Here is a 19204-nt window from a genome sequence, read left to right on the forward strand (position 1 = left end):
AGGTGTAACGTCGCTGGTAAAGGCGAGGTGCCCACCGCCTGACCGCCGTCAGCAGCCAGCATGAGGGGTGATCATGGATCCTCACGACACGGTGCTTCAATCGCATCATGCCGAGCTAGCCGCCCTCCGCGCTCGTGTGTCCCGGCTCGAGCAGAACGAGCGGGATCTGTGCGACGAGCTGGGCCGCGCGAACGCGGTGCTGAAGGCGGTGCCGTACCTGCTGTCCGTCCACGATCCGGTCGAGCGGCGCATGCTGTACGAGAACCGCTCTCTGGCTGGTGAGCTCGGATACCCGACGGACGATGCGGACCTCGCGGGCCTCGACGCGTTCGTGGCGCTGGCGCACCCCGACGACCAGACCCGGGCTCGCGAGCAGCTCGATCACGCTGGAGACGGCCACGCGAGCGACCTGGCGGAGCTCGCGTATCGGCTGCGCAAGGCCGACGGGTCCTGGTGCTGGGTCACGCGGCGCGAGATCGTCCTCGCGCGCGACAGCGCTGGCGCGCCGCGCCAGGTCTTGAGCGTGAGCCAGGACATCACAGGTCGAAAGGACACGGAGGTGGAGCAGCGCCGCCAGGCCGAAGAGCTCGGTGTGTCCAAGAGGCTGATTGACAATGCGCTCGATGGCATAACCCTCACGTCCATGAGCGGGCAGGTCGTCTATGCCAACCCCGCCTTCAAGGCGATGAGCGGCTTCGGTGACCGCGCCGTCGGCCTCGGGCTGAGCGACTTCTATTCGCCCGAGAGCTTTCGCCAGCTCTCCGACGAGGTCGTGCCGATCCTGATGACGGACGGCGCGTGGCGCGGCGTCCTGAAGATCCGGCGCCCCGACGGGAGCGAGTGGATGGGGCAGACCAGCGCCTTCGTGGTCGTGGGCCCGGCGGGGGAGCCGACGGGTATGGCGGCGTTCTTCAGGGACATCACGGAGCAGCTCCGGTACGAGCAGGAGACGCTCGCCCAGATGCGGGTGATCCAGGCGCAGCAGGCGGCGCTCCGGGAGCTCGGCACGCCGCTCATCCCGATCGCCGAGGGCGTGATCGCGATGCCCCTCATCGGGGCGATCGACCGGGAGCGCGCGCAGCAGATCCTGGAGACGCTCCTGAACGCGCTCGGCGAGCGGCGCGCGGCGGTGGCGATACTCGATATCACGGGCGTGAAGGCCGTGGACGGAGAGGTGGCCGCCGCGCTGATCCGCGTGGCGCAGGCGGCGAGGCTGCTCGGCGCCGACGTCGTATTGACCGGCGTCCGCCCCGTCGTCGCGCAGGCGCTCGTCGACCTGGGCACCGAGCTCCGAGGGCTCGTCACCTGCGGCACCCTGCAGAGCGGAATCGCCTATGCGCTGAAGCGCAGGGGCGCGCCCGATGACCGCCCGAGCACCAACGCGTCCTCCTTGGCAATACAACGTGAGGTGTGATCATGCGCGCTCGCGCGATACAGGCTAGTTCGTCCCACGCAGCCGGGGGGCTCCCGCGTGAGCTGCCCGTGCTCGATCTCGCCACGGATCGCCCCCGCCCGCCCGCGCCGTCACGGCGCCGAGCGTCGGTGTCGCGGGAGCTGCCGCCTCGGCTCGCCCTGGAGCTCGATCGCCTGCGCCGGCGCTCGGGCGCGACGCGCTTCGTCACCCTGCTCTCTGCTTATGCGGCGCTGCTCTATCGCCATACCGCGCAGAGCGAGATCCTGATTGGGGCGCCCTGGCCTCGTCGCGGCGGCCGGTGGGGCTCGCGCGCGGCGCCAGGGCCTCGCTATCCGCTCGTCGTTCACGCCCGCCTCGACGAGGAGCTCAGCTTTCGAGACGTCCTCGCGCAGGTCGCCGCGCAGGTGGCCTCGACCGAGGCCCGCGGCCGCGAGCCTCTGGACCGGCCGCTCACGGGGCTCGGGGAGGCGGACGAGACGAGCGATCACCCGACGTTCCAGACCACCTTCGAGCTCGTGCGGCCCGGGGATGTCCTGCGCCGCACCGCGCTCAGGGCGGCGACACCTGCGCGGCGCCCGCGCGCCCGCCCCGTCGCGCCGGTCGATCTGTCGCTGTCCGTCGCGGCGTCCGAGCGAGGGCTCGTCGCGAGCATGGCGTACAGCACCGAGCTGTTCGATCCCGGGGCCATCGAGCGGCTCTTGGACCACCTCGGCCTCGTGCTCGTGGGCGTGGTGGAGGACGCCGAGCGGCCGATCTCCGAGATTCCGCTGCTCACGCCGGAGGAGCGGCGTCGGATGACCGTCGCCTGGAACGCGACGCGGACCGCCTACCCGCGCGACGCGTGCGTTCATGAGCTGTTCGAGGAGCACGTCGCGCGGGCGCCCGACGCCATCGCCGTCGTCGAGGGCGGTGAGGCGCTCACCTACCGCGAGCTGAACCGCCGCGCCAACCGGCTCGCTCATCGGATCTCCGCGCGCCGTGCCGGCCCCGACCTGCGCGTGGGCGTCCTCGCCGAGCGGTCGTCGAGCGCGCTCGTCGCCCTGCTCGGTGTCCTCAAGGCCGGCGGCGCCTACGTCCCCCTCGATCCGAGCTATCCGGACGAGCGGCTGCGCTTCATGTTCGAGGACGCAGCGGTGAGCCTCGTGCTCGGGAAGCGAGAGCTGGTGACGCAGCTCGATTTCCGCGGAGACGTCCTGTGCCTCGACGAGGACCACGGCGCGCCCGGCGACGATGCAAACCCGGCCATCCCTGCCGCCGCCACCGATCTCGCCTACGTGATGTTCACGTCGGGATCGACGGGAAGGCCCAAGGGCGTGGCCGTCCCGCACCGGGGGATCGTCCGCCTCGTCCGGGACACGGACTATGTTGCGTTCGGGCCGTCGGATCACGTGGCGCACGCCTCCAGCCTCTCGTTCGACGCGTCGACATTCGAGGTCTGGGGCGCGCTGCTCAACGGCGCACGTCTCGTCGTCGTGTCTCGCGAGACGCTCCTCTCGCCGGAGGCCCTCCCTGCGCTCCTCCGCCGCGAAGGCATCACCGTCCTGTTCCTGACCACGGCGCTCTTCCACCACCTCGCGCGTGTGAGCCCGGACGCCTTTCAGGGGCTCTCCTGCCTCGTCGTCGGCGGCGATGTGCTCAATCCGAAGCTGTCCAGAGAGGTGCTCCTGAAAGGCGCCCCGAAGCACCTCGTGAACGGCTACGGTCCGACCGAGAACACGACGTTCTCCACGGCTCACCTCGTGCGCGCGGTCCCGGAGGGCGCCGCCCGCGTGCCGATCGGACGGCCCATCTCGAACACGCGCGCCTATGTCCTGGACCGCCGGCTCCAGCCGGTGCCGGTGGGCGTCCCCGGCGAGCTCTACGTCGCCGGCGACGGGCTGGCCCGAGGCTACCTGAACCGACCCGAGCTGACCGCCGCGGCGTTCGTCCAGAACCCGTTGCCCGAGGAGCCGGGAGAGCGCCTGTACAAGACGGGTGATCAGGTCCGTTATCTGGCCGATGGGTCGCTCGATTTCCTGGGGCGGATCGATTCCCAGGTGAAGATTCGTGGCTTCCGCGTCGAGCTCGGGGAAATCGAGGCGGCGCTGTGCGCGTGCGCCTCCGTGCGCGAGGCCGTGGTCGTGCTCCACGAGCACGCGCCCGGCGACATGCGCCTCGTGGCGTACGTCGTCTCGGACTTCGGCCTAGGCGGCCCTCCGTCGCGCCCCCCGTGCGGGGATCGGTGGCAGGGAGCGGAGGCCGGCGTGGAGAGCAGCGGCCCCGCGTCCCGCGACCTGTCGAGGAGCCTGCGCCGGTCTCTGCAGGAGAAGCTGCCCGACTACATGATCCCGGCCGCGTTCGTCGTGCTGCCATCGCTGCCGCTCGCCGTGACCGGGAAGGTCGATCGCCGGGCGCTGCCGCCGCCCGACGTCGGCCGGCTGCACACCGGAGAGCCGGAGAGCACCCGCTCTCCGATCGAGCGCCGGGTGGCCGAGATCTGGGCGTCCGTCCTCCATACCGACCGCCCGGAGGTCGATGATGACTTCTTCGAGATCGGCGGAAACTCCCTTCTGGCGGCGCAGGTGCTCCTCCAGGTGCGGACGGTCTTCCACGTCGACGTGCCCGCGCGCCGGCTGTTCGAGTCACCCACCCTGGCGGGGCTCGCCCGCGCCGTCGAGGAGGCGCGGCGCTGGAAGGCGCGCGGCGCCGCGGCGTCGATGGGCGCGATCGACCTCCGCGCGGAGGCCGCCCTCGCTCCCGACATTCGGCCCTGCGGCTCGTTCGTCGACACGAGCGCTCCGCCTCGCCACGTCTTCCTCACCGGCGCCACGGGGTTCCTGGGCGCCTTTCTCGTGCGCGACCTCCTCACGCAGACGCGCGCCACGGTCCATTGCCTGGTCCGCGCTCCCGACGCCGCCGCAGGCCTGGCGAGGCTCCGGCGGAGCCTGGAGGCCTATTCGCTCTGGGATCCCGCGGCGAGCGCGAAGATCGTCGCTGTGCCTGGCGACCTGAGGGAGCCGCTGCTCGGGCTCACCCCGGCTTGCTTCGAGGCGCTCGCGCAGCGCATCGACGCGATCTACCACGCCGGCGCCGAGGTCAATTACATCAAGCCGTACGCGTCCCACAAGGCGGCGAACGTGCTGGGGACACACGAGATCTTGCGGCTCGCTTGCCGGCGCCGGACGAAGCCCGTGCACCACGTCTCGACGATCGGGGTCATCGGCCAGATCGGCTATTTCACCGGCGCCCAGACCGTGCGGGAGAGCGACGATCTCGATCGCTGGGTGGACCACCTCCACACGGACATGGGGTATTCCCAGAGCAAGTGGGTCGCCGAGAAGCTCGTGTGGATCGCGCGCTCGCGCGGGGTGCCCGTCACCGTCTTCCGCCCCGGGTCCATCCTGGGTCACAGCCAGACGGGCGCCGCCAACGTGACCGACTTCGTAAGCAGGATGATCAAAGGCTGCGTCGAGATGCGCTGCGCCCCCGATCTCCCCGCGCAGAGCAAGGAGCTCGTGACGGTCGATTACGTCAGCCAGGCGATCGTGCGTCTGTCCTGTCTGCCGGGCTCGCTGGGGAAGGCGTTCCACCTGGTGCCCCCGCCGCCTCAGCGGCTCGATCTGAACGGCTTCTTCGATCTGCTCGTCTCCCGCGGCTATCCGCTGGCGCGGCTGCCTTACGCGCAATGGTGCGAGCAGCTGCTGGCGCGGATACGGCGATCGGACGACAGCCCGTTCCTTCCCCTCCTGCCGATGCTGACCGAAAAGGTCCACAGTGACCTGACCCGATGGGAGCTGTACGCGCAGATGCCTGTCTTGGACTGCCAGAACACGATCGAGGGGCTGGCCGACACGGCGATCGCGTGTCCCCCCATGAACGCCCGGCTGCTGGACACGCTCCTCGCCTACTACCTGCGCAGCGGGCACCTGCGCGCCCCGGCGCCGGCCGAGAGCGGCGTGCGCAGGGCCGCGCCGAGGGCCCGCGGCCCGCAGCGATGGCAAGACGCCGCGCGCCCGCGGCGGGGCGCGCACCGCTGAGCGCGCCTCGCACGCGCGCCGCGCGCCCCTCGCGGAGGCTGTCCTCGCGGAGGCAGCGCGGGCTACCCGCGATCCTCTTCCCGCCGCACCTTCACCGCGCAGGCCTTGTACGACGGCTGCCGGGAGTACTGGTCGAAGGCCGGGAACGTCAGCTTGTTCGTGATCTCGTAGTGCATCGGCACGAAGATCTCTCCGGGCTTCACCGAGTTCGTGACGAACGCCCGCGCCTTGATCTCCGCGCGGCGGGACGCGATGACCACCCACTCGTTCATCTCGATACCGATCTTCTTCGCGTCGACCGGGCTCAGCTCGACGTAGATCTCCTTCGGATAGAGCCGCTGCAGCACCGCCGACTTCTTGGTCCGCGTCTGCGTGTGCCACTGGCTGGAGCTCCCTCGCCCCGTGAGCAGCGTGAACGGATACTGCTCGTCGGTCGGCTCTGGCAGCTGGCGGGGCGCCTGGAAGGCGAACTTCGCCTTCTGATCCGGGCGGTAGTACTGGCCGTCCTCGAACAGCCGCCGCTCGTTCGTCTCGAAGGCAGCCCCCTCGGGGTAGGGCCACTGGATGCCGCCGCGCTCGTCGAGCATCGTGTAGCCGTCGATGCCCGTGATGTCGCACGGCTGCCCCTTCGAGAGCCGCTTCATGATCTGAAAGACCGCCTCCGGGCTCTTCCACTCCTTGAACAGCTCGCCGCAGCCCCAGTACTGGGCGACCAGCTGGAAGATGTGAAAGTCCGCCAGCGCCTGGCCCGGGGCCCGCGAGACCTTCTTGACGAGGCCGATGCGCCGCTCCGAGTTGATGAACGTGCCCTCCTTCTCGGCCCACGAGGCCGCCGGGAGGACGAGGTGGGCGCGCTCCGCCGTCTCCGTCGTGGCGTACATGTCCTGCACCACGAGGAACTCCAGGCGGCCGAGGAGCTCGTGCAGATCCTCCTGGTTGATCCAGGAGTGGGCCGGGTTCGTCGCGATGATCCAGAGGCCCTTGATCTTCCCCTTCAAGATGCCTTCGATGATCTGGTCGTAGGCCAGGCTGTTCCGGGTCGGGATGACCTCCTCCGGAATGCCGAGGATCCCGGCGATCTTCTTCCGGTGCTCCTCCTTCGTGAAGTCGTGGCCGGCGAACAGGCCCGTCGTGTTGCTGAACATCCGCGAGCCCATCGCGTTGCACTGGCCCGTGATGGAGTTCGCCCCGGTGCCGGGACGGCCGATGTTCCCCGTCATCAGCGCCAGGTTGATGAGTGACTGCGCGACCCGCACGCCCTCGTGGCTCTGGTTGACGCCCATGGTCCACCAGAACGACACCCGCTTCCCGTTATGGATCTTCTCCGCGAACGACGCGAGCTGCGCCTCGCTGAGCCCCGTCGCCTCGGAGACGCGCGCCGGCGTGAAATCCTCGACGTGCGCCTTGAACGCCTCGAAATCGACCGTGTGCGCCTCGATGTACCCCGGGTCGATCCACCCGCGCTGGATGAGGATGTGGGCGATTCCGTAGAACAGCGTCAGATCCGACTTCGGATTGAGCGCATAGTGCGCCGTCGCCGCCATCGCCGTCTCGGTCTTGCGCGGATCCACGACGAGGATCTCGGGGCGGTTCTTGTTCTTGCAGAGCCGCTCCCACATGATCGGGTGGGCGATGCAGAGGTTCGAGCCGACGAGCACCACGACGTCGGACTCCTCGAAATCGCGGTACGTGTAGGGCGGCGCGTCGAACCCGAACGCCTCCTTGTACGCGACCACCGACGTCGCCATGCACTGCCGGGTGTTGCCGTCCCCGTGCAACATGCCCATCCCGAACTTCGCGAGCGCCCCGAGGAAGGCCATCTCCTCGGTGACGATCTGCCCGGTGCTGATGAAGGCGACCGACTCCTTGCCGTGCGCCTCCTGGATCGCCTTGAACCGATCGACGAACGTGCGCAGCGCGACGTCCCACTCCACGCGCTCCAGCTTCCCGCGCGCGTTCCTGAGGAGCGGCGTGGTCGCGCGATCGGTCGCGCGGAGCGGCGTGAGCGCCTCCCACCCCTTCGGGCACGCCATCCCGAGGTTCACGGGATAGTCGGTGTTCGGCGAGAGGTTGATCGCCTCTCCGTCCTTGAGGTGCACGTTCAGCCCGCACCCGGTCGAGCAGAACCCGCACACGACCGTCGTCGTCTGGTCGGGCTTGAGCCGCGCAGGCACCCTCCCGAGGCCGAACTCGCCGGGCGTGAGCAGCAGCTCGCGCGTCAGCGGCCCGTTGCGCTGCAAGAGGAGGTTGTCCGCCTGCTTGGGCGCCGGAGACGTCTTCTTCGCATCGCTTGCATCGCTGGTCGTCATCAGGAGAGCCCTCCGGGCATCTTGGAGGCGGGCGCCGCTGCGAAGAAGAGGTACCGCTCGAGGAACTCGCCCGCGAGGCAGAACAGGAACGCCACGACCGCCATCGCCATCAGAACTTCAGAGCTCACGCCGCTGTTCGGCGCCGAGAAGAGGCTGAGCGCCGGCAGGACGATCCCGCCGAGCGCCCCGCAAGCGAAGCGCCAGCCCGTCGCGCCCTTCAGCTCCCCCGTCATCAGGATCGCGCTTCGCTTGAGCGTCGAGTGGCTCCGCTTCCGCAGGTGCCGGAACATCGACAGCTCCACGAGCAGCTTGAGCGCCGTCGTCACGCACAGGAACGCGCTCAGCGCGCGGAAGCCCCGCGTCAGGAGCAGCGCCGCGTGCTCGGCGCTCAGGAGCAGCCCGATCATCAGGACCGTCGAGCTCCCGAGGATGGCCGCCGTTGTCGCGAACTTGAAGCCCGTCAGGGCCCCGCGCCAGTGCTCCCGCTGCGTCGCGGCGTACACCATCACGGAGCAGAAGACCCCGAGGATCCCGCTCAGCGCGACCGCATACGAGAGCGGCGCCTGCAGGTGCTCGATGGGGGGCAGCGCCGAGAGCACCGGGAGCGCCGGGAGGGCAGGCAGCCAGAAGGACGCCGCGTACAGCGTCGCGGCCCCGGCGAAGAGCGAGAACCCCAGGATCTCCCGGCTGAGCCACGACGTCTTGAGCCCCAGGAAGGCCCGGAACGCGAACTGCGGCCGGCCAAGGTGAAAGAGGCTCGCCTTCAGCGCGGCGATCCCGAAGACGAGCGCGAACGTGGCGCTGTGGCCGCCGAAATCACGCGTCGCCTGCGCGCCGAGCAGCTCGTTGAGGGCCAGGCTCACGCAGAACGCGCCCACCGAGAGCTGCGTCAGCACCAGCATCGCGACGAGCGGAGGGTGGGAGTGCTCCCGGCTCACCTGGTAGAAGTCCGCGGGGAGCATGTTGCGCGGGAGCGACTTCTGCGTCTTGTAGGTCGTCGTCGGGATCGTGATCTCCGGCGCCGCCGCCCCCGGCAAGAACAGGCTCGTCTGGCTCTCTTGCACGGCCTGCTGCTGGTCGACCATCGTGATCCGGATGGCGCCGTTCGGGCACGACTGCACACACGCCGGGGCCTCGTCGTTCGCCAGCCGATCGCTGCACATGTCGCACTTGCGCACGATCCCCCGCTCCGCGTTGAACTTCGGAGCGTCGTAGGGGCACATCAGGATGCAGTACTGGCAGCCGATGCACTGGTCATCGAGGTGCTTGACGATGCCGGTGATCGGGTCCTTCTCGTAGGCCTTGACCGGGCACCCCGTCATGCACGCCGGGTCCAGGCAATGGTGGCACGCCGTCGTCACGCTCTGCTGCGCCGGCGTCTGGGGCGTGCCGCCGTGGAGGAGCCCGACCGAGCGCCACACCTCGTTGTCGTCGAGGCCGTTCAGGCTGTGGCAGGCGGTGACGCACGCCTTGCAGGCCGTGCAGGCGTCGAGGTCGACCTCGAAGCCGTACTGCTGGCCGGGCTTCGGCTTCTCGAGCGGGATCAGGTCGCGGTAGTACTTGGACTGCGCCGGGAGCGCGTGCTCCTCGTGCATCCTGGAGAACTTCTCGACCGCCGTGAGCTTCTGCTGGTCGGCGAGGAGCGAGTCCAGCAGGCTCTTGTTGTTGTCGTGGATCTTCGGCGCCGAGTTGACGATGGGTAAGCGAAAGTGAGTGTCCGAGACCTTTGCAACGCTCATCGAAATTCCCTGTCTACCCGGCGCGGAAGCCCAGCCCCGAGAACTCCAAGAGAGACACCGCGAACGGCGGCGCGTCCGCCGCACGGAAGCGCCTGGCGCTGGCTCGCCAGGTCATCCCGTCAGCTCGCCGCCGCGAGCGGCTCCGCCGCGGCCTGGATCTCGACACGCCCGTCCCGGACCCGGAGGGGATACACGGGGATGCTCACGCCCGGGTCGTCCAGGCACTGACCCGACCGCAGATCGAAGTTCTGCTTGTAGATCGGCGAGGCGATCTTGGGGACGCCCCCCTTGTCCCCGACGATCCCGCGGGAGAGGACGAACGCCTTGCTGAACGGGTCGAAGTTGCTGATGGCGTAGACCTCCTCGCCCTCGCCGACCCGCACCAGCGCGATCTGGCGCTTCCCGACGAGCGCGCAGACCCCCGTGTTCGGGATGATGTCCTCTACCCCGCAGACGTCGATCCAACCCTGGGTCATGGTCTCGCTCCGAGGCGCTTCCGAAGTGTGCAGCTCGCTCATGACGGTTTCCCTCAGACAGGGCCCCTCGGCCCCGCTGTCAGATCATCTCCTCGACGACGTTCGACTTCTCCTGCCACGCCGCGGGGCGGTGCTGCGCGCGCTCGCTGACGAACACGATGCTCCGGTCGGGCTCGCCGGCGTTCACGAACTGGCGGAACTGCTTGAGCTTCTCGGGGTCGTTGACCGCGGCCTTCCACTCGCACTCGTAGGTGTCGATGAGGTGGGCCATCTCCTTCTCCAACTCATCGCAGATCCCGAGCGAGTCCTCGATGATGACCTGGCGGAGGTAATCCATGCCGCCCTCGAGGTTGTTGAACCACACCGACGTACGCTGGAGCCGGTCCGCCGTGCGGATGTAGAACATCAGGAACCGGTCGAGGTACTTGATGAGCGTCGCCTCGTCGAGATCCGAGGCGAAGAGCTGGGCGTGCTGCGGCTTCATCCCGCCGTTGCCGCAGAGGTAGAGGTTGTAGCCCTTCTCCGTCGCGATGATGCCGAAGTCCTTGCCCTGCGCCTCGGCGCACTCGCGCGCGCAGCCGGACACCGCGGACTTCAGCTTGTGGGGGCTGCGCAGCCCCTTGTAGCGGTTCTCGACCGCGACCGCGAAGCCCACCGAGTCCTGCACGCCGTAGCGGCACCAGGTGCTGCCCACGCACGACTTCACGGTGCGCAGCGCCTTGCCGTACGCGTGCCCCGACTCGAAGCCGGCGGCGATGAGCTCGCGCCAGATGTCGGGCAGCTGCTCCAGCCGCGCGCCGAACAGGTCCACGCGCTGGCCGCCGGTGATCTTCGAGTACAGGTTGTACTTCTTCGCGACCACCCCGAGGGCGATGAGCTGATCCGGCGTGATCTCGCCGCCCGCCACGCGCGGGACCACCGAGTAGGTGCCGTCGCGCTGGACGTTGGCCAGGTAGCGATCGTTCGTGTCCTGCAGCGGGAGGTGCTTCTTGCTCAGGATGTGCTCGTTCCACGTCGACGCGAGGATCGACGCCACCGCGGGCTTGCAGATCTCGCAGCCCTTGCCCTGGCCGTGGCGGGTGAGCAGGTCGTCGAACGTCTTGATCTGGTGGATCCGGACGAGGTGATAGAGCTCCTGGCGCGAGTGGTTGAAGTGCTCGCAGATGTAGTTGTTGACCGCGACGCCGGCCTTCTTGAGCTCCTTCTTCAGGATGTCGGAGATCAGCGTGGTGCACGATCCGCAGCCCGTGCCGGCCTTGGTGTGCCCCTTGATGCCGGCGACCGTGACGTGCTTGTCGTCGCAGATGGCCGAGCAGATGGCCTTCTTCGTGACGTTCAGGCACGAGCAGATCATGGCGGTGTCGGGCAGCGCGTCGACGCCGAGGCCCGCCGGCTTCGCGCCGTCCCGCGCCGTGACGATGAGGTCCTCCGGGTGCGGCGGGAGGACGATCTTGTTCTGCACGAGCTGGAGCAGCTGGCCGTAGTTCGCGGCGTCGCCGACCAGGATGCCGCCGAGGAGGAGCTTGCCGTCCGCGCTGACGACGAGCTTCTTGTAGACGTTCGACGTCGCGTTCATGAAGCTGAGCACGCGCGCGCCCTGCTGGGTCGCGAACGCGTCGCCGAAGCTCGCGACGTCCACGCCCATCAGCTTGAGCTTCGTGCTCATGTCGAAGCCGCTGAAGGTCTCCTTCCCGCCGGTGATGGCGTCGACCGCGACCTTGGCCATGTGGTAGCCGGGCGCCACCAGGCCGTAGAGCTGGCTGTTATAGCTGGCGCACTCGCCGATGGCATAGATGTCCGGGTCCGACGTCTGACAGCGCTCGTTGATGGCGACGCCGCCGCGGTTCCCGAGCGCGAGATCACACGCCCTCGCGAGCTCGTCCCTCGGGCGGATGCCGGCCGAGAAGACGATCATGTCGGTCGAGAGCTCGCTCTGGTCGGCGAAGACCATCCTCGCCACGCGGCCGTGCTCCGCGACGATCTCCGTCGTCGACTTGCTCGTGTGCACGTTCACGCCGAGCGACTCGATCTTCGCCCGGAGGATCGCGCCGCCGGCGTCGTCGACCTGGAGGGCCATCAGGCGCGGCGCGAACTCCACGACGTGGACCTGGAGGCCCATGTTCTTGAGCGCGTTGGCCGCCTCCAGCCCGAGCAGGCCGCCGCCGATGACCGTGCCGACCTTCGCGACCTTGGCGTAGGCGTCCATGGCCTCGAGGTCGTCGATCGTGCGGTAGACGAAGCAGCCCTTCGCGTCTTTGCCCTTGATCGGCGGGACGAACGGATACGAGCCGGTGGCGAGGATGAGCTTGTCGTAATAGACCGTCTTCCCCTTCGCCGACGTCACCGCCTTCTTCCGCCGATCGATCGAGACGGCCTTGTCGTTGAGATGGACCTGAATGCCCGCCTCCTCGTAGAGGCCGGGCTTGACCATCGACAGATCCTCGGCCGATTTGCCGTTGAAGAAGGCGGACAGGTTCACCCGGTCGTAGGCGAGCCGCGGCTCCTCGCAGAAGGTCGTGACGTTCCACTCGCGCAGGAAGCCACCGAGAACCATGTTCTCGATGAACTTGTGCCCGACCATGCCGTTGCCGATGACGAGGAGGTCCTTCTTCTTGCTCATGAAACCCACCTTTGGACCCGGTGAGTCCTTCTCACCGTCACTGCCGCGCTGCCGTCCGAACCAGGCGTCAGCCACAGTCCCGGACCAAAAACTGTGTACTGTGGGCTCTGTTTCGCAACTGTTTCGCAGGAATAAATTGTCGGCCCGACGGCGCGCTAGGCCTCTTGCAATCGCCTATGCCACCTCATGTTTCCTGCATGTTTCGCGGCCATCGGCGAGCGCAACAGGGCACCGAGCGAAGGCGGGACGCGACAGCGCCAATGAAAGGAAATGGGCGCACCGTTCAGAACTGGAATCGTCTGTTTCAGCGATGTATCGCGCCCCGGCGCGGCTGCATTGCACTTCTGAAATGGAGCGCGGGCCGATCAGCCGCGCGGGGCGGCTTCGGCGAGCAGGGACAGGAGCTGCTCCGTCGCGACCGGCTTGGTGAGGTGCGCGTCGAAGCCCGCTTCGCGCGAGCGGCGGCGGTCCTGGTCTTGCCCGTAACCGGACAGGGCGGCGATGTAGGAGCGCGTGAGCTCGGGCTCGGCGCGCAGGCGCCGGACGACCTCGTAGCCGTCCATCCCGGGCAGGCCGATATCGAGCAGGACGAGATCGGGCTTCGACGCCCGCGCGGCCTCGAGCGCCGCCGGGCCGTCGTGGGCCATCGAGACGGCGTGGCCGTGGAGCTGGAGGACGCGCCGGAGGCCCTCGGCGGCGTCGACGTTGTCGTCGACGAGGAGGATGTGGAGGGGGCGCGTCTTGGCGCGCGGAGGGGCGGCGCCGGGCGCTGGCGGAGCGGAGGCTTCGGCGGGCGCGCTCGGCGCGCCGGCGAGCGGGAGCCAGACGCTGATGGCCGTCCCCTCGCCGGGGCCCCCGCTCAGCGCTTCGACGCGGCCGCCGTGCAGCTCGGCGAGCCGCTTGACCAGCGTGAGCCCGATCCCGAGGCCGCCCTGGGAGCGGTCCAGCGTGCGCCGGGCCTGCATGAACGGCTCGAAGATGCGCGGGAGCAGCTCGGCGGAGATGCCGACGCCGGTGTCGGTCACCCGGATCCGCGCGTCGCCGGCGATCGCGGCGCAGGCGAGCGAGACGCGGCCGCCGGGGTTCGTGTACTTGATCGCGTTGTTGAGGAGGTTCACGACGACCTGCTCGAGCCGGACGCGGTCGCCGTGCACGAAGACGCCCGCATCCACCGACAGGACGAGATCGTGCCCGCGCTGGACGAGCAGCGGGCGGACCGACTCGACAGCGGTCTCGACGACCGAGGCGACATCGAGCCGCTCCCGCTTCAGCTCGATCTTGCCCCGCGTGATCCTGGAGACGTCGAGGAGATCGTCGACGAGCCGGACGATCGTCTTCACCTGCCGCTCGAGGGTCGCCAGGATCTGCCGGTCGTCGCGATCCGCGCGCTCGCCGGCGCTCATCTGGGCGCTCATTTGCAGGAGCTCGAGGCCGGTGGTGAGGGGCGCCAGCGGGTTGCGGAGCTCGTGCGACAGCATCGCGATGAACTCGTCCTTGCGCCGGTCCGCCTCGTGGGCCTCGCGGTAGAGCCGGGCGTTCTCGAGGGCGACGCGCCGCTCGCGCTCGACGAGAGCGGCGCGCTCCTCGTGCAGGCGGGCGCGCTCCATGGCCTGCGCGCACTGGCGCGACACCGCGACCAGGAACTCCTGCTCTTCCCGGTCGAACGGGCGCGGCTCCGCGAAGCTCAGCCCGAGCACGCCGATGGGCCGCTCCTGGACCACGAGCGGGAGGGAGCAGAGCGACACGGTCGCGCCGGCCAGCACGGCGCTCGCGATGCGCGGGTAGCGGGCGGAGCACTCCTCGCGCGAGCGCAGCCAGACGGGCGCGCCGGTCCGCAGCGCGTCGGTGAGCGGGAGGGCGGCGTCGAGGGGCATCTGCCGGAAGCGCTCGACGGTCTCGCGCTCGTAGCCGACCTCCTTGAGGCACTCGAGCTCGTCGCCCGCCGTCACGACGATGATCCCGGCGTACGCGCCCGCGGCGGCGACGCCGATGTCGACGACGACCTGCGCCACGGCCTCGCTGGTGAGCGCGTCGGCGAGCGCCGCCGTGATCCGCTGGAGGCCGGCCATGCGCTGCGCCGCGCGCTCGGCGGCCCGGCGCGCCTCCTGCTCGGCCAGGAAGCGCCGCCGCGCCTCGGACTCGGCGTCGCGGGCCATGTCGTAGAGGCGCACGCGCTGCAAGGCCACCTCGATGCGCTGCGAGAGCTCCTCGGCGAAGGCGAGATCGGCGGCGTCGCAGGTGCGATCCACCTCTGCGGACGCGAGCGTGAGCGCCGCGAGGACGCACCCGTCGCCGCGGATGGGCACGATCACCGCGGAGCGGCAGCCGAGCTCGCGCAGGGCGGCGAGCTGGTCCGCGCCGGCCAGCGCGTGGCCGGCGAGGTCGGGGAGGAGCCGGCCGTGGCCGCCGTGGAGCACCTCGTGCAACGGCGATGGCGGCGTCCCGGGCGCCGGCGGGGGGTGGCTGCGCCGGGCCAGACGGGCGGCGAGCTCCGCCTTGGCCGGATCGGCGTGCGCGACGACCCGCGCGTGGACGGAGCCGTCCGGTTCGAGCGTGTGGACGGCGCACAGATCGGCCACCGAGGCGACCGCGAGGGCCGCGACGCGCCGGAAGCCCGCGTCGCGGCCCTGCGCCGGATCGAGCGCGGCCGACGCGTCGGCCAGGAAGCGCCGCGCGTCCTCGGCGCGCTTCTGCTCGCTGACGTCCGCGACGAGCGCGAAGAAGCCGCGCACGTCGCCGCTCGCGCCGAGGTGGGGAATGTACTGGATGCGCACGTGGCGCCGGCGGCCCTTCGGGTAGGTGAGCCGCGTCTCGAAGTCCTGCGGCCGTCCGGCGAGCACCGCGGTGATGTGCGGCTTCACGGCGGCGTAGGCGGCGTCGCCGATCACCTCGCGCACCTGCCGGCCGACGACCGAGCCGCTGTCTTCGCCGAACCAGCGCTCGTAGGCCCGGTTGGCGACGCCGTAGCGCTCGTCGCTGTCGATATACGAGACGAGCGCCGGCAGGGCGTCCAGCAAGCGCTGGAGCTGCTCGGCTTCCATCGTCACGCTCGGCTCGCCTGCGCTCATGAGGCCGCTCTCGTGCGCCGTGGCGGGGGCTTCCGGCCTACGCATCTCGGCGTAGGCATATCCGCAATCCTCGCTGGTCGCCACTCGTCGGTTCCCTGCGGTCCGGCTCGAGCGTGCTATGGTCGCCGCCGATGCGGATCCTCGTTGTCGGCGCGGGCGCGGTGGGCGGCTATTTCGGGGCGCGGCTCACGCTCGCTGGGGAAGACGTCACCTTCGTCGCGCGCGGCGCGCACGCCGAGGTGATGCGGTCCCGCGGGCTCATCGTCCGCACGCCGTCCGGCGAGCTGCGCACTCCCCCGCTCCGTGTCGCCCCGCTCGACGGGGCGCGCGGGCCGTTCGATCTCGCGCTCATCGCCGTGAAATCGCCGTCGCTCGCCGCGGTGAGCGCGAAGCTCGCCGGGCTGCTCGCCGCGGACGGCCTCGCCGCGCCCCTCCTGAACGGGCTCGACTCCGAGGACGTTGTCGCGCGCGACGTCGGCGCGCCGCGCGTGATCGCCGCGATCGCGTACATGTCCTCGGGCGTCGCCGGGCCTGGCGAGATCGAGACGCTCGCGCCGACGCGCGCCGGGCTCGCGCCCTACCGGCCCGGGCAGGAGGCGCGGGTCGAGGCGACCGCCGGGCTGCTCGAGCGCGCGGGCATCCCGGTCCGCCGCGGGGCGGACCACCGCGCCATGCTCTGGGAGAAGATGGTCTGGAACGCCCCCTTCAATGCGATCTGCGCGCTGACCGGCCAGCGCGCCGGCGTGGTCGCGGAGCGGATGGAGGACCTCACCCGGGCGGCGATGCTCGAGGTGATCGCGGTCGCGCGGGCGGAAGGGGCGGAGATCTCCGAGGCGACCGCGGACGCGATGCTCGCCCTCACGCGCTCCGAGTTCCCGCTCACCGAGCCCTCGATGCTGCAGGACGTGCGGGCCGGCCGCGCGACGGAGGTCGATATCCTCCAGGGCGCGGTGGTCGAGCGCGCGCGCCGGGCCGGGGTCGACACCCCGGTGCTGCGCACGCTCGCGACCCTCGTCCGCGGCCTGTCGCCGCGGGCGAACGCGCCGTCTGCGGGCCGATAGACAGGCCTCGCGCTCGCGACGGAACCGGTGATGGCGACGGCGGCGCGCGCCGCTTCCTGGGCGCGTGGGAGCCCTGGGAAACGCGTCGTCGCGACCGCCACCGCGCTGTCTCGGGTGCTTCGAGGAAGGGGAGTGGAGCGCGAGGCGCTCATCTCACCTCCTGGAGTCGAGAGGAGATGAGATGAGTGCCTGTCTTGAGACTCAGCGATCAGGCGCCGCCGCTGCCGCCCGCGCCGCCGCTGCCGCCGCTGCCGCCCGCGCCGCCGCTGCCGCCCGCGCCGCTGGTGCTGGCCGCGCTGCTGGTGCTGGCCGCGCTGCTGGTGCTGGCCGCGCTGCTGGTGCTGCCCGCGCCGCCGCTGCCGCCCGCGCCGTCGCTGCCGCCCGCGCCGCCGCTGCCGCCCGCGCCGCCGCTGCCGCCCGCGCCGCCGCTGCCGCCCGCGCCGCCGGCGCCGCCGGCGCCGCCCGTGCCCTCGTTGCTCAGCGGGTACAGCGGGTCGAGGCAGAAGAAGCCATCAGGCGTCTCGGCGCACTCGTCCGGTGCCTTGCAGTCGCTGTCGTCCTCGCACGGCACCTTGTCGAAGATGCAGATGCCGTTGTCCGGGAGGCGGAAGTCCTCGCAGCGGGCGTTCGGCAACAGGCAATCGTCGTGCGCCTTGCACGCCTTGGTGCAGGCGCCGAAGTCGCCGGCGCCGACGACCTCCGTGAACTGGTAGAGGCAGAGACCGTTCTCGAACCCGCCGCAGTCGGACTCGAACACATCGCCGCCGAAGCCGCAGAACTCGGTGCATGCGCCGACGTCGCCGGGGAAGCCCACGCAGTGTCCGGCGCACGGATCCTCGTCGGCTTCGGGGTCGCACGCGGCCCCCATCGGCAGACCCTCGTGGGGCGTGTCGACGCACGCGTTCTGCCTGGGATCGCAGCTGCGGCCGGAGTCGGAGCACTGGGAGTCGGATCCGCAGTTCGGCATGCAGACCGACACGCCGTCATCCACCTCCTCACAGCGCAGCTCGTCGCGGCCGTGGCACTTGAGCGGGTCGAGCTCCTCGTCGAGGGCCGTGATCTCGGGCTCTCCGAGGACGCAGCCCAGGTAACAGATGTCATTGATGCAGGCGCTGCCCTCGCCTTCGCAGTCGCCGTCGTCGACGCACTCCATCGTGCAGTACCCGCCCGCAGGACCGGCCTCGCCGTCCGACTCCAGGGCGCACAGGCCGTCCGGCCCGCAGTCGGCGTCGGCCGTGCAGCGGGCGCCGAGGAACTCGGCCCTGCTCCCGCCCGCGCTGCTGCTCACGGCGCCCGATGACGAGCTCGTGGTCGAAGAGGAAGAGCCGCCGCCTGCGCCCCCGACCGAATCGTCGTCGCCGCAACCGATGAAGCCTGCAGAGAAGGCGACCGAGGTGAGCAGGATCGCCGAAATGCGTTGCACTTTCATTACTGTCTCCCGAGCCAGGAGGCCCTGCCCACATCGGGCGCGCCTTCATGTGATTTCGGGACGGTAACGGAATCGGTGCGGCTCCGCCATACCGGACGGGCGGGGGCGCGCTCGATGTCGCGCTCCGCGGAAAGCCCCCGTGGGAGCGGATGGCGCTCCAGGTGGGCCGGGATCAGGACGTCAGTGCGACGACTGATGGTCTATTTTTCAGGTGATACCCGACTGGACCGCTACGCGGATTTCGTGATTTTTGACACGTACCGTACGGCCCTCGGGTCGGCGCCGGTGAGCGGCCAGCGATACCGGAGGTCGATGGCGGGCTCCCGTGCCAATCGCCGTCCGCAGGAATGCGACGCGCTTCTGCAGCGGCTCGACGAGGGGCACATCCAGGTCCGGCGGCCACCTGGCCGGCCGGGATCACCGCGCGCGGCGTGGGCGCACAGGCTCGCGCGGCGCGGGCGCGGGCTCCGCGCCGGCGCCGCCGAGCGGCAGCGCGCGCTGCGCGCCGACGTCGTAGATCAGGTGGCCGGCGCCGTCGGGCCGGGCGGCGGGGTTCAGCGCGTGCGGGGCCTGCGCGCCGGGGCCGAGCAGGTGGACGACCGCGAGCCCGCGCGCGACGAGGGCGTCGGCGATGAGGCGGCGGTGACACCGCCACCAGAGCGTCTCGGCGCACAGGAGGGCCATTCGCCGTCCAGCGCGCGCTTCCGCCTCGAGCTCGGAGAGCGCGCGCTGGAACGCGGCGGTCTCCATGTGATCGGCGTAGGCCCGGAAGCTCGGGTTCTCCCAGGCGACGTGCGGCGAGTCGGCCTGCCCGGTCCGCCGTCCGCCGAGGGCGTCGCCGCGGAAGACGTAGGTCACCCCGAGCCGGGGCAGCGCCTCGGCGAGCGCAGCGCGGCCGAGGTGAGGGGAGCGGCTCGATCCCGGGAACCTCCGGACGTCGATCAGCGTGTCGGCCGGCCCCTCGCCGAGCAGCTCGACGAGCTCCTCCACGCTGCGGGTGCCGTGGCCGACGGTGAAGACGGTGTCCACGGGGAAGAGCTTTGCGCCCCGGCGGCGCGCGGGCAACGCCGGG

General features: G+C 70.4%; 10 protein-coding genes. 3 read left to right on the top strand and 7 right to left on the bottom strand.

What is annotated here, in order from left to right; all coding sequences use genetic code 11:
* Nucleotides 1-73 precede the first annotated feature (73 nt).
* Nucleotides 74-1414, top strand: a complete 1341-nt coding sequence (locus WMF12_RS44380) for a PAS domain S-box protein (RefSeq protein ID WP_437854739.1) — start codon at nt 74-76, stop codon at nt 1412-1414.
* Nucleotides 1415-1416: 2 nt separating this feature from the next.
* Complete coding sequence (locus WMF12_RS44385) at nt 1417-5430, top strand: non-ribosomal peptide synthetase (RefSeq protein WP_437854740.1); 4014 nt, start codon at nt 1417-1419, stop codon at nt 5428-5430.
* Between the two features lie 62 nt (nt 5431-5492).
* On the opposite strand, the gene WMF12_RS44390 is transcribed toward WMF12_RS44385, so the two are convergent.
* The 5 genes from WMF12_RS44390 to WMF12_RS44410 all read right to left on the bottom strand — a co-directional run bounded on the left by WMF12_RS44390 (nt 5493) and on the right by WMF12_RS44410 (nt 15687).
* On the bottom strand, nt 5493-7739 hold the full coding sequence (locus WMF12_RS44390) for a molybdopterin oxidoreductase family protein (protein ID WP_437854741.1): 2247 nt from the start codon (nt 7737-7739) through the stop codon (nt 5493-5495).
* Nucleotides 7739-9478 (bottom strand): DmsC/YnfH family molybdoenzyme membrane anchor subunit, encoded by a 1740-nt coding sequence (locus tag WMF12_RS44395; RefSeq protein WP_437854742.1) that lies wholly within the window; start codon nt 9476-9478, stop codon nt 7739-7741. Before WMF12_RS44395 ends, WMF12_RS44390 begins: the two co-directional genes overlap by 1 nt.
* Before the next feature lie 119 nt (nt 9479-9597).
* Complete coding sequence (gene nirD / locus WMF12_RS44400) at nt 9598-9996, bottom strand: nitrite reductase small subunit NirD (RefSeq protein ID WP_437742780.1); 399 nt, start codon at nt 9994-9996, stop codon at nt 9598-9600.
* A 37-nt stretch (nt 9997-10033) separates the two neighbouring features.
* A complete protein-coding gene (gene nirB / locus WMF12_RS44405) occupies nt 10034-12574 on the bottom strand; it encodes a nitrite reductase large subunit NirB (RefSeq protein ID WP_437854743.1) in 2541 nt (846 codons plus the stop codon).
* A gap of 365 nt (nt 12575-12939) precedes the next feature.
* Nucleotides 12940-15687 (bottom strand): ATP-binding protein, encoded by a 2748-nt coding sequence (locus WMF12_RS44410; RefSeq protein ID WP_437854744.1) that lies wholly within the window; start codon nt 15685-15687, stop codon nt 12940-12942.
* An 86-nt stretch (nt 15688-15773) separates the two neighbouring features.
* Between WMF12_RS44410 and WMF12_RS44415 the strand changes: the two genes are divergently transcribed.
* Nucleotides 15774-16703: a ketopantoate reductase family protein gene (locus WMF12_RS44415; protein WP_437854745.1), complete on the top strand. Its 930-nt coding sequence runs from the start codon at nt 15774-15776 to the stop codon at nt 16701-16703.
* Between the two features lie 208 nt (nt 16704-16911).
* Here WMF12_RS44415 and WMF12_RS44420 read toward each other — a convergent pair whose 3' ends face one another.
* Nucleotides 16912-18132 (bottom strand): hypothetical protein, encoded by a 1221-nt coding sequence (locus tag WMF12_RS44420; RefSeq protein WP_437854746.1) that lies wholly within the window; start codon nt 18130-18132, stop codon nt 16912-16914.
* A gap of 417 nt (nt 18133-18549) precedes the next feature.
* Nucleotides 18550-19161 (bottom strand): DUF488 domain-containing protein, encoded by a 612-nt coding sequence (locus tag WMF12_RS44425; RefSeq protein WP_437854747.1) that lies wholly within the window; start codon nt 19159-19161, stop codon nt 18550-18552.
* Nucleotides 19162-19204 lie beyond the last annotated feature (43 nt).

The sequence above is a fragment of the Sorangium sp. So ce363 genome, assembly GCF_051520435.1.
GTDB classification, from domain to species: domain Bacteria; phylum Myxococcota_A; class Polyangia; order Polyangiales; family Polyangiaceae; genus Sorangium; species Sorangium cellulosum_B.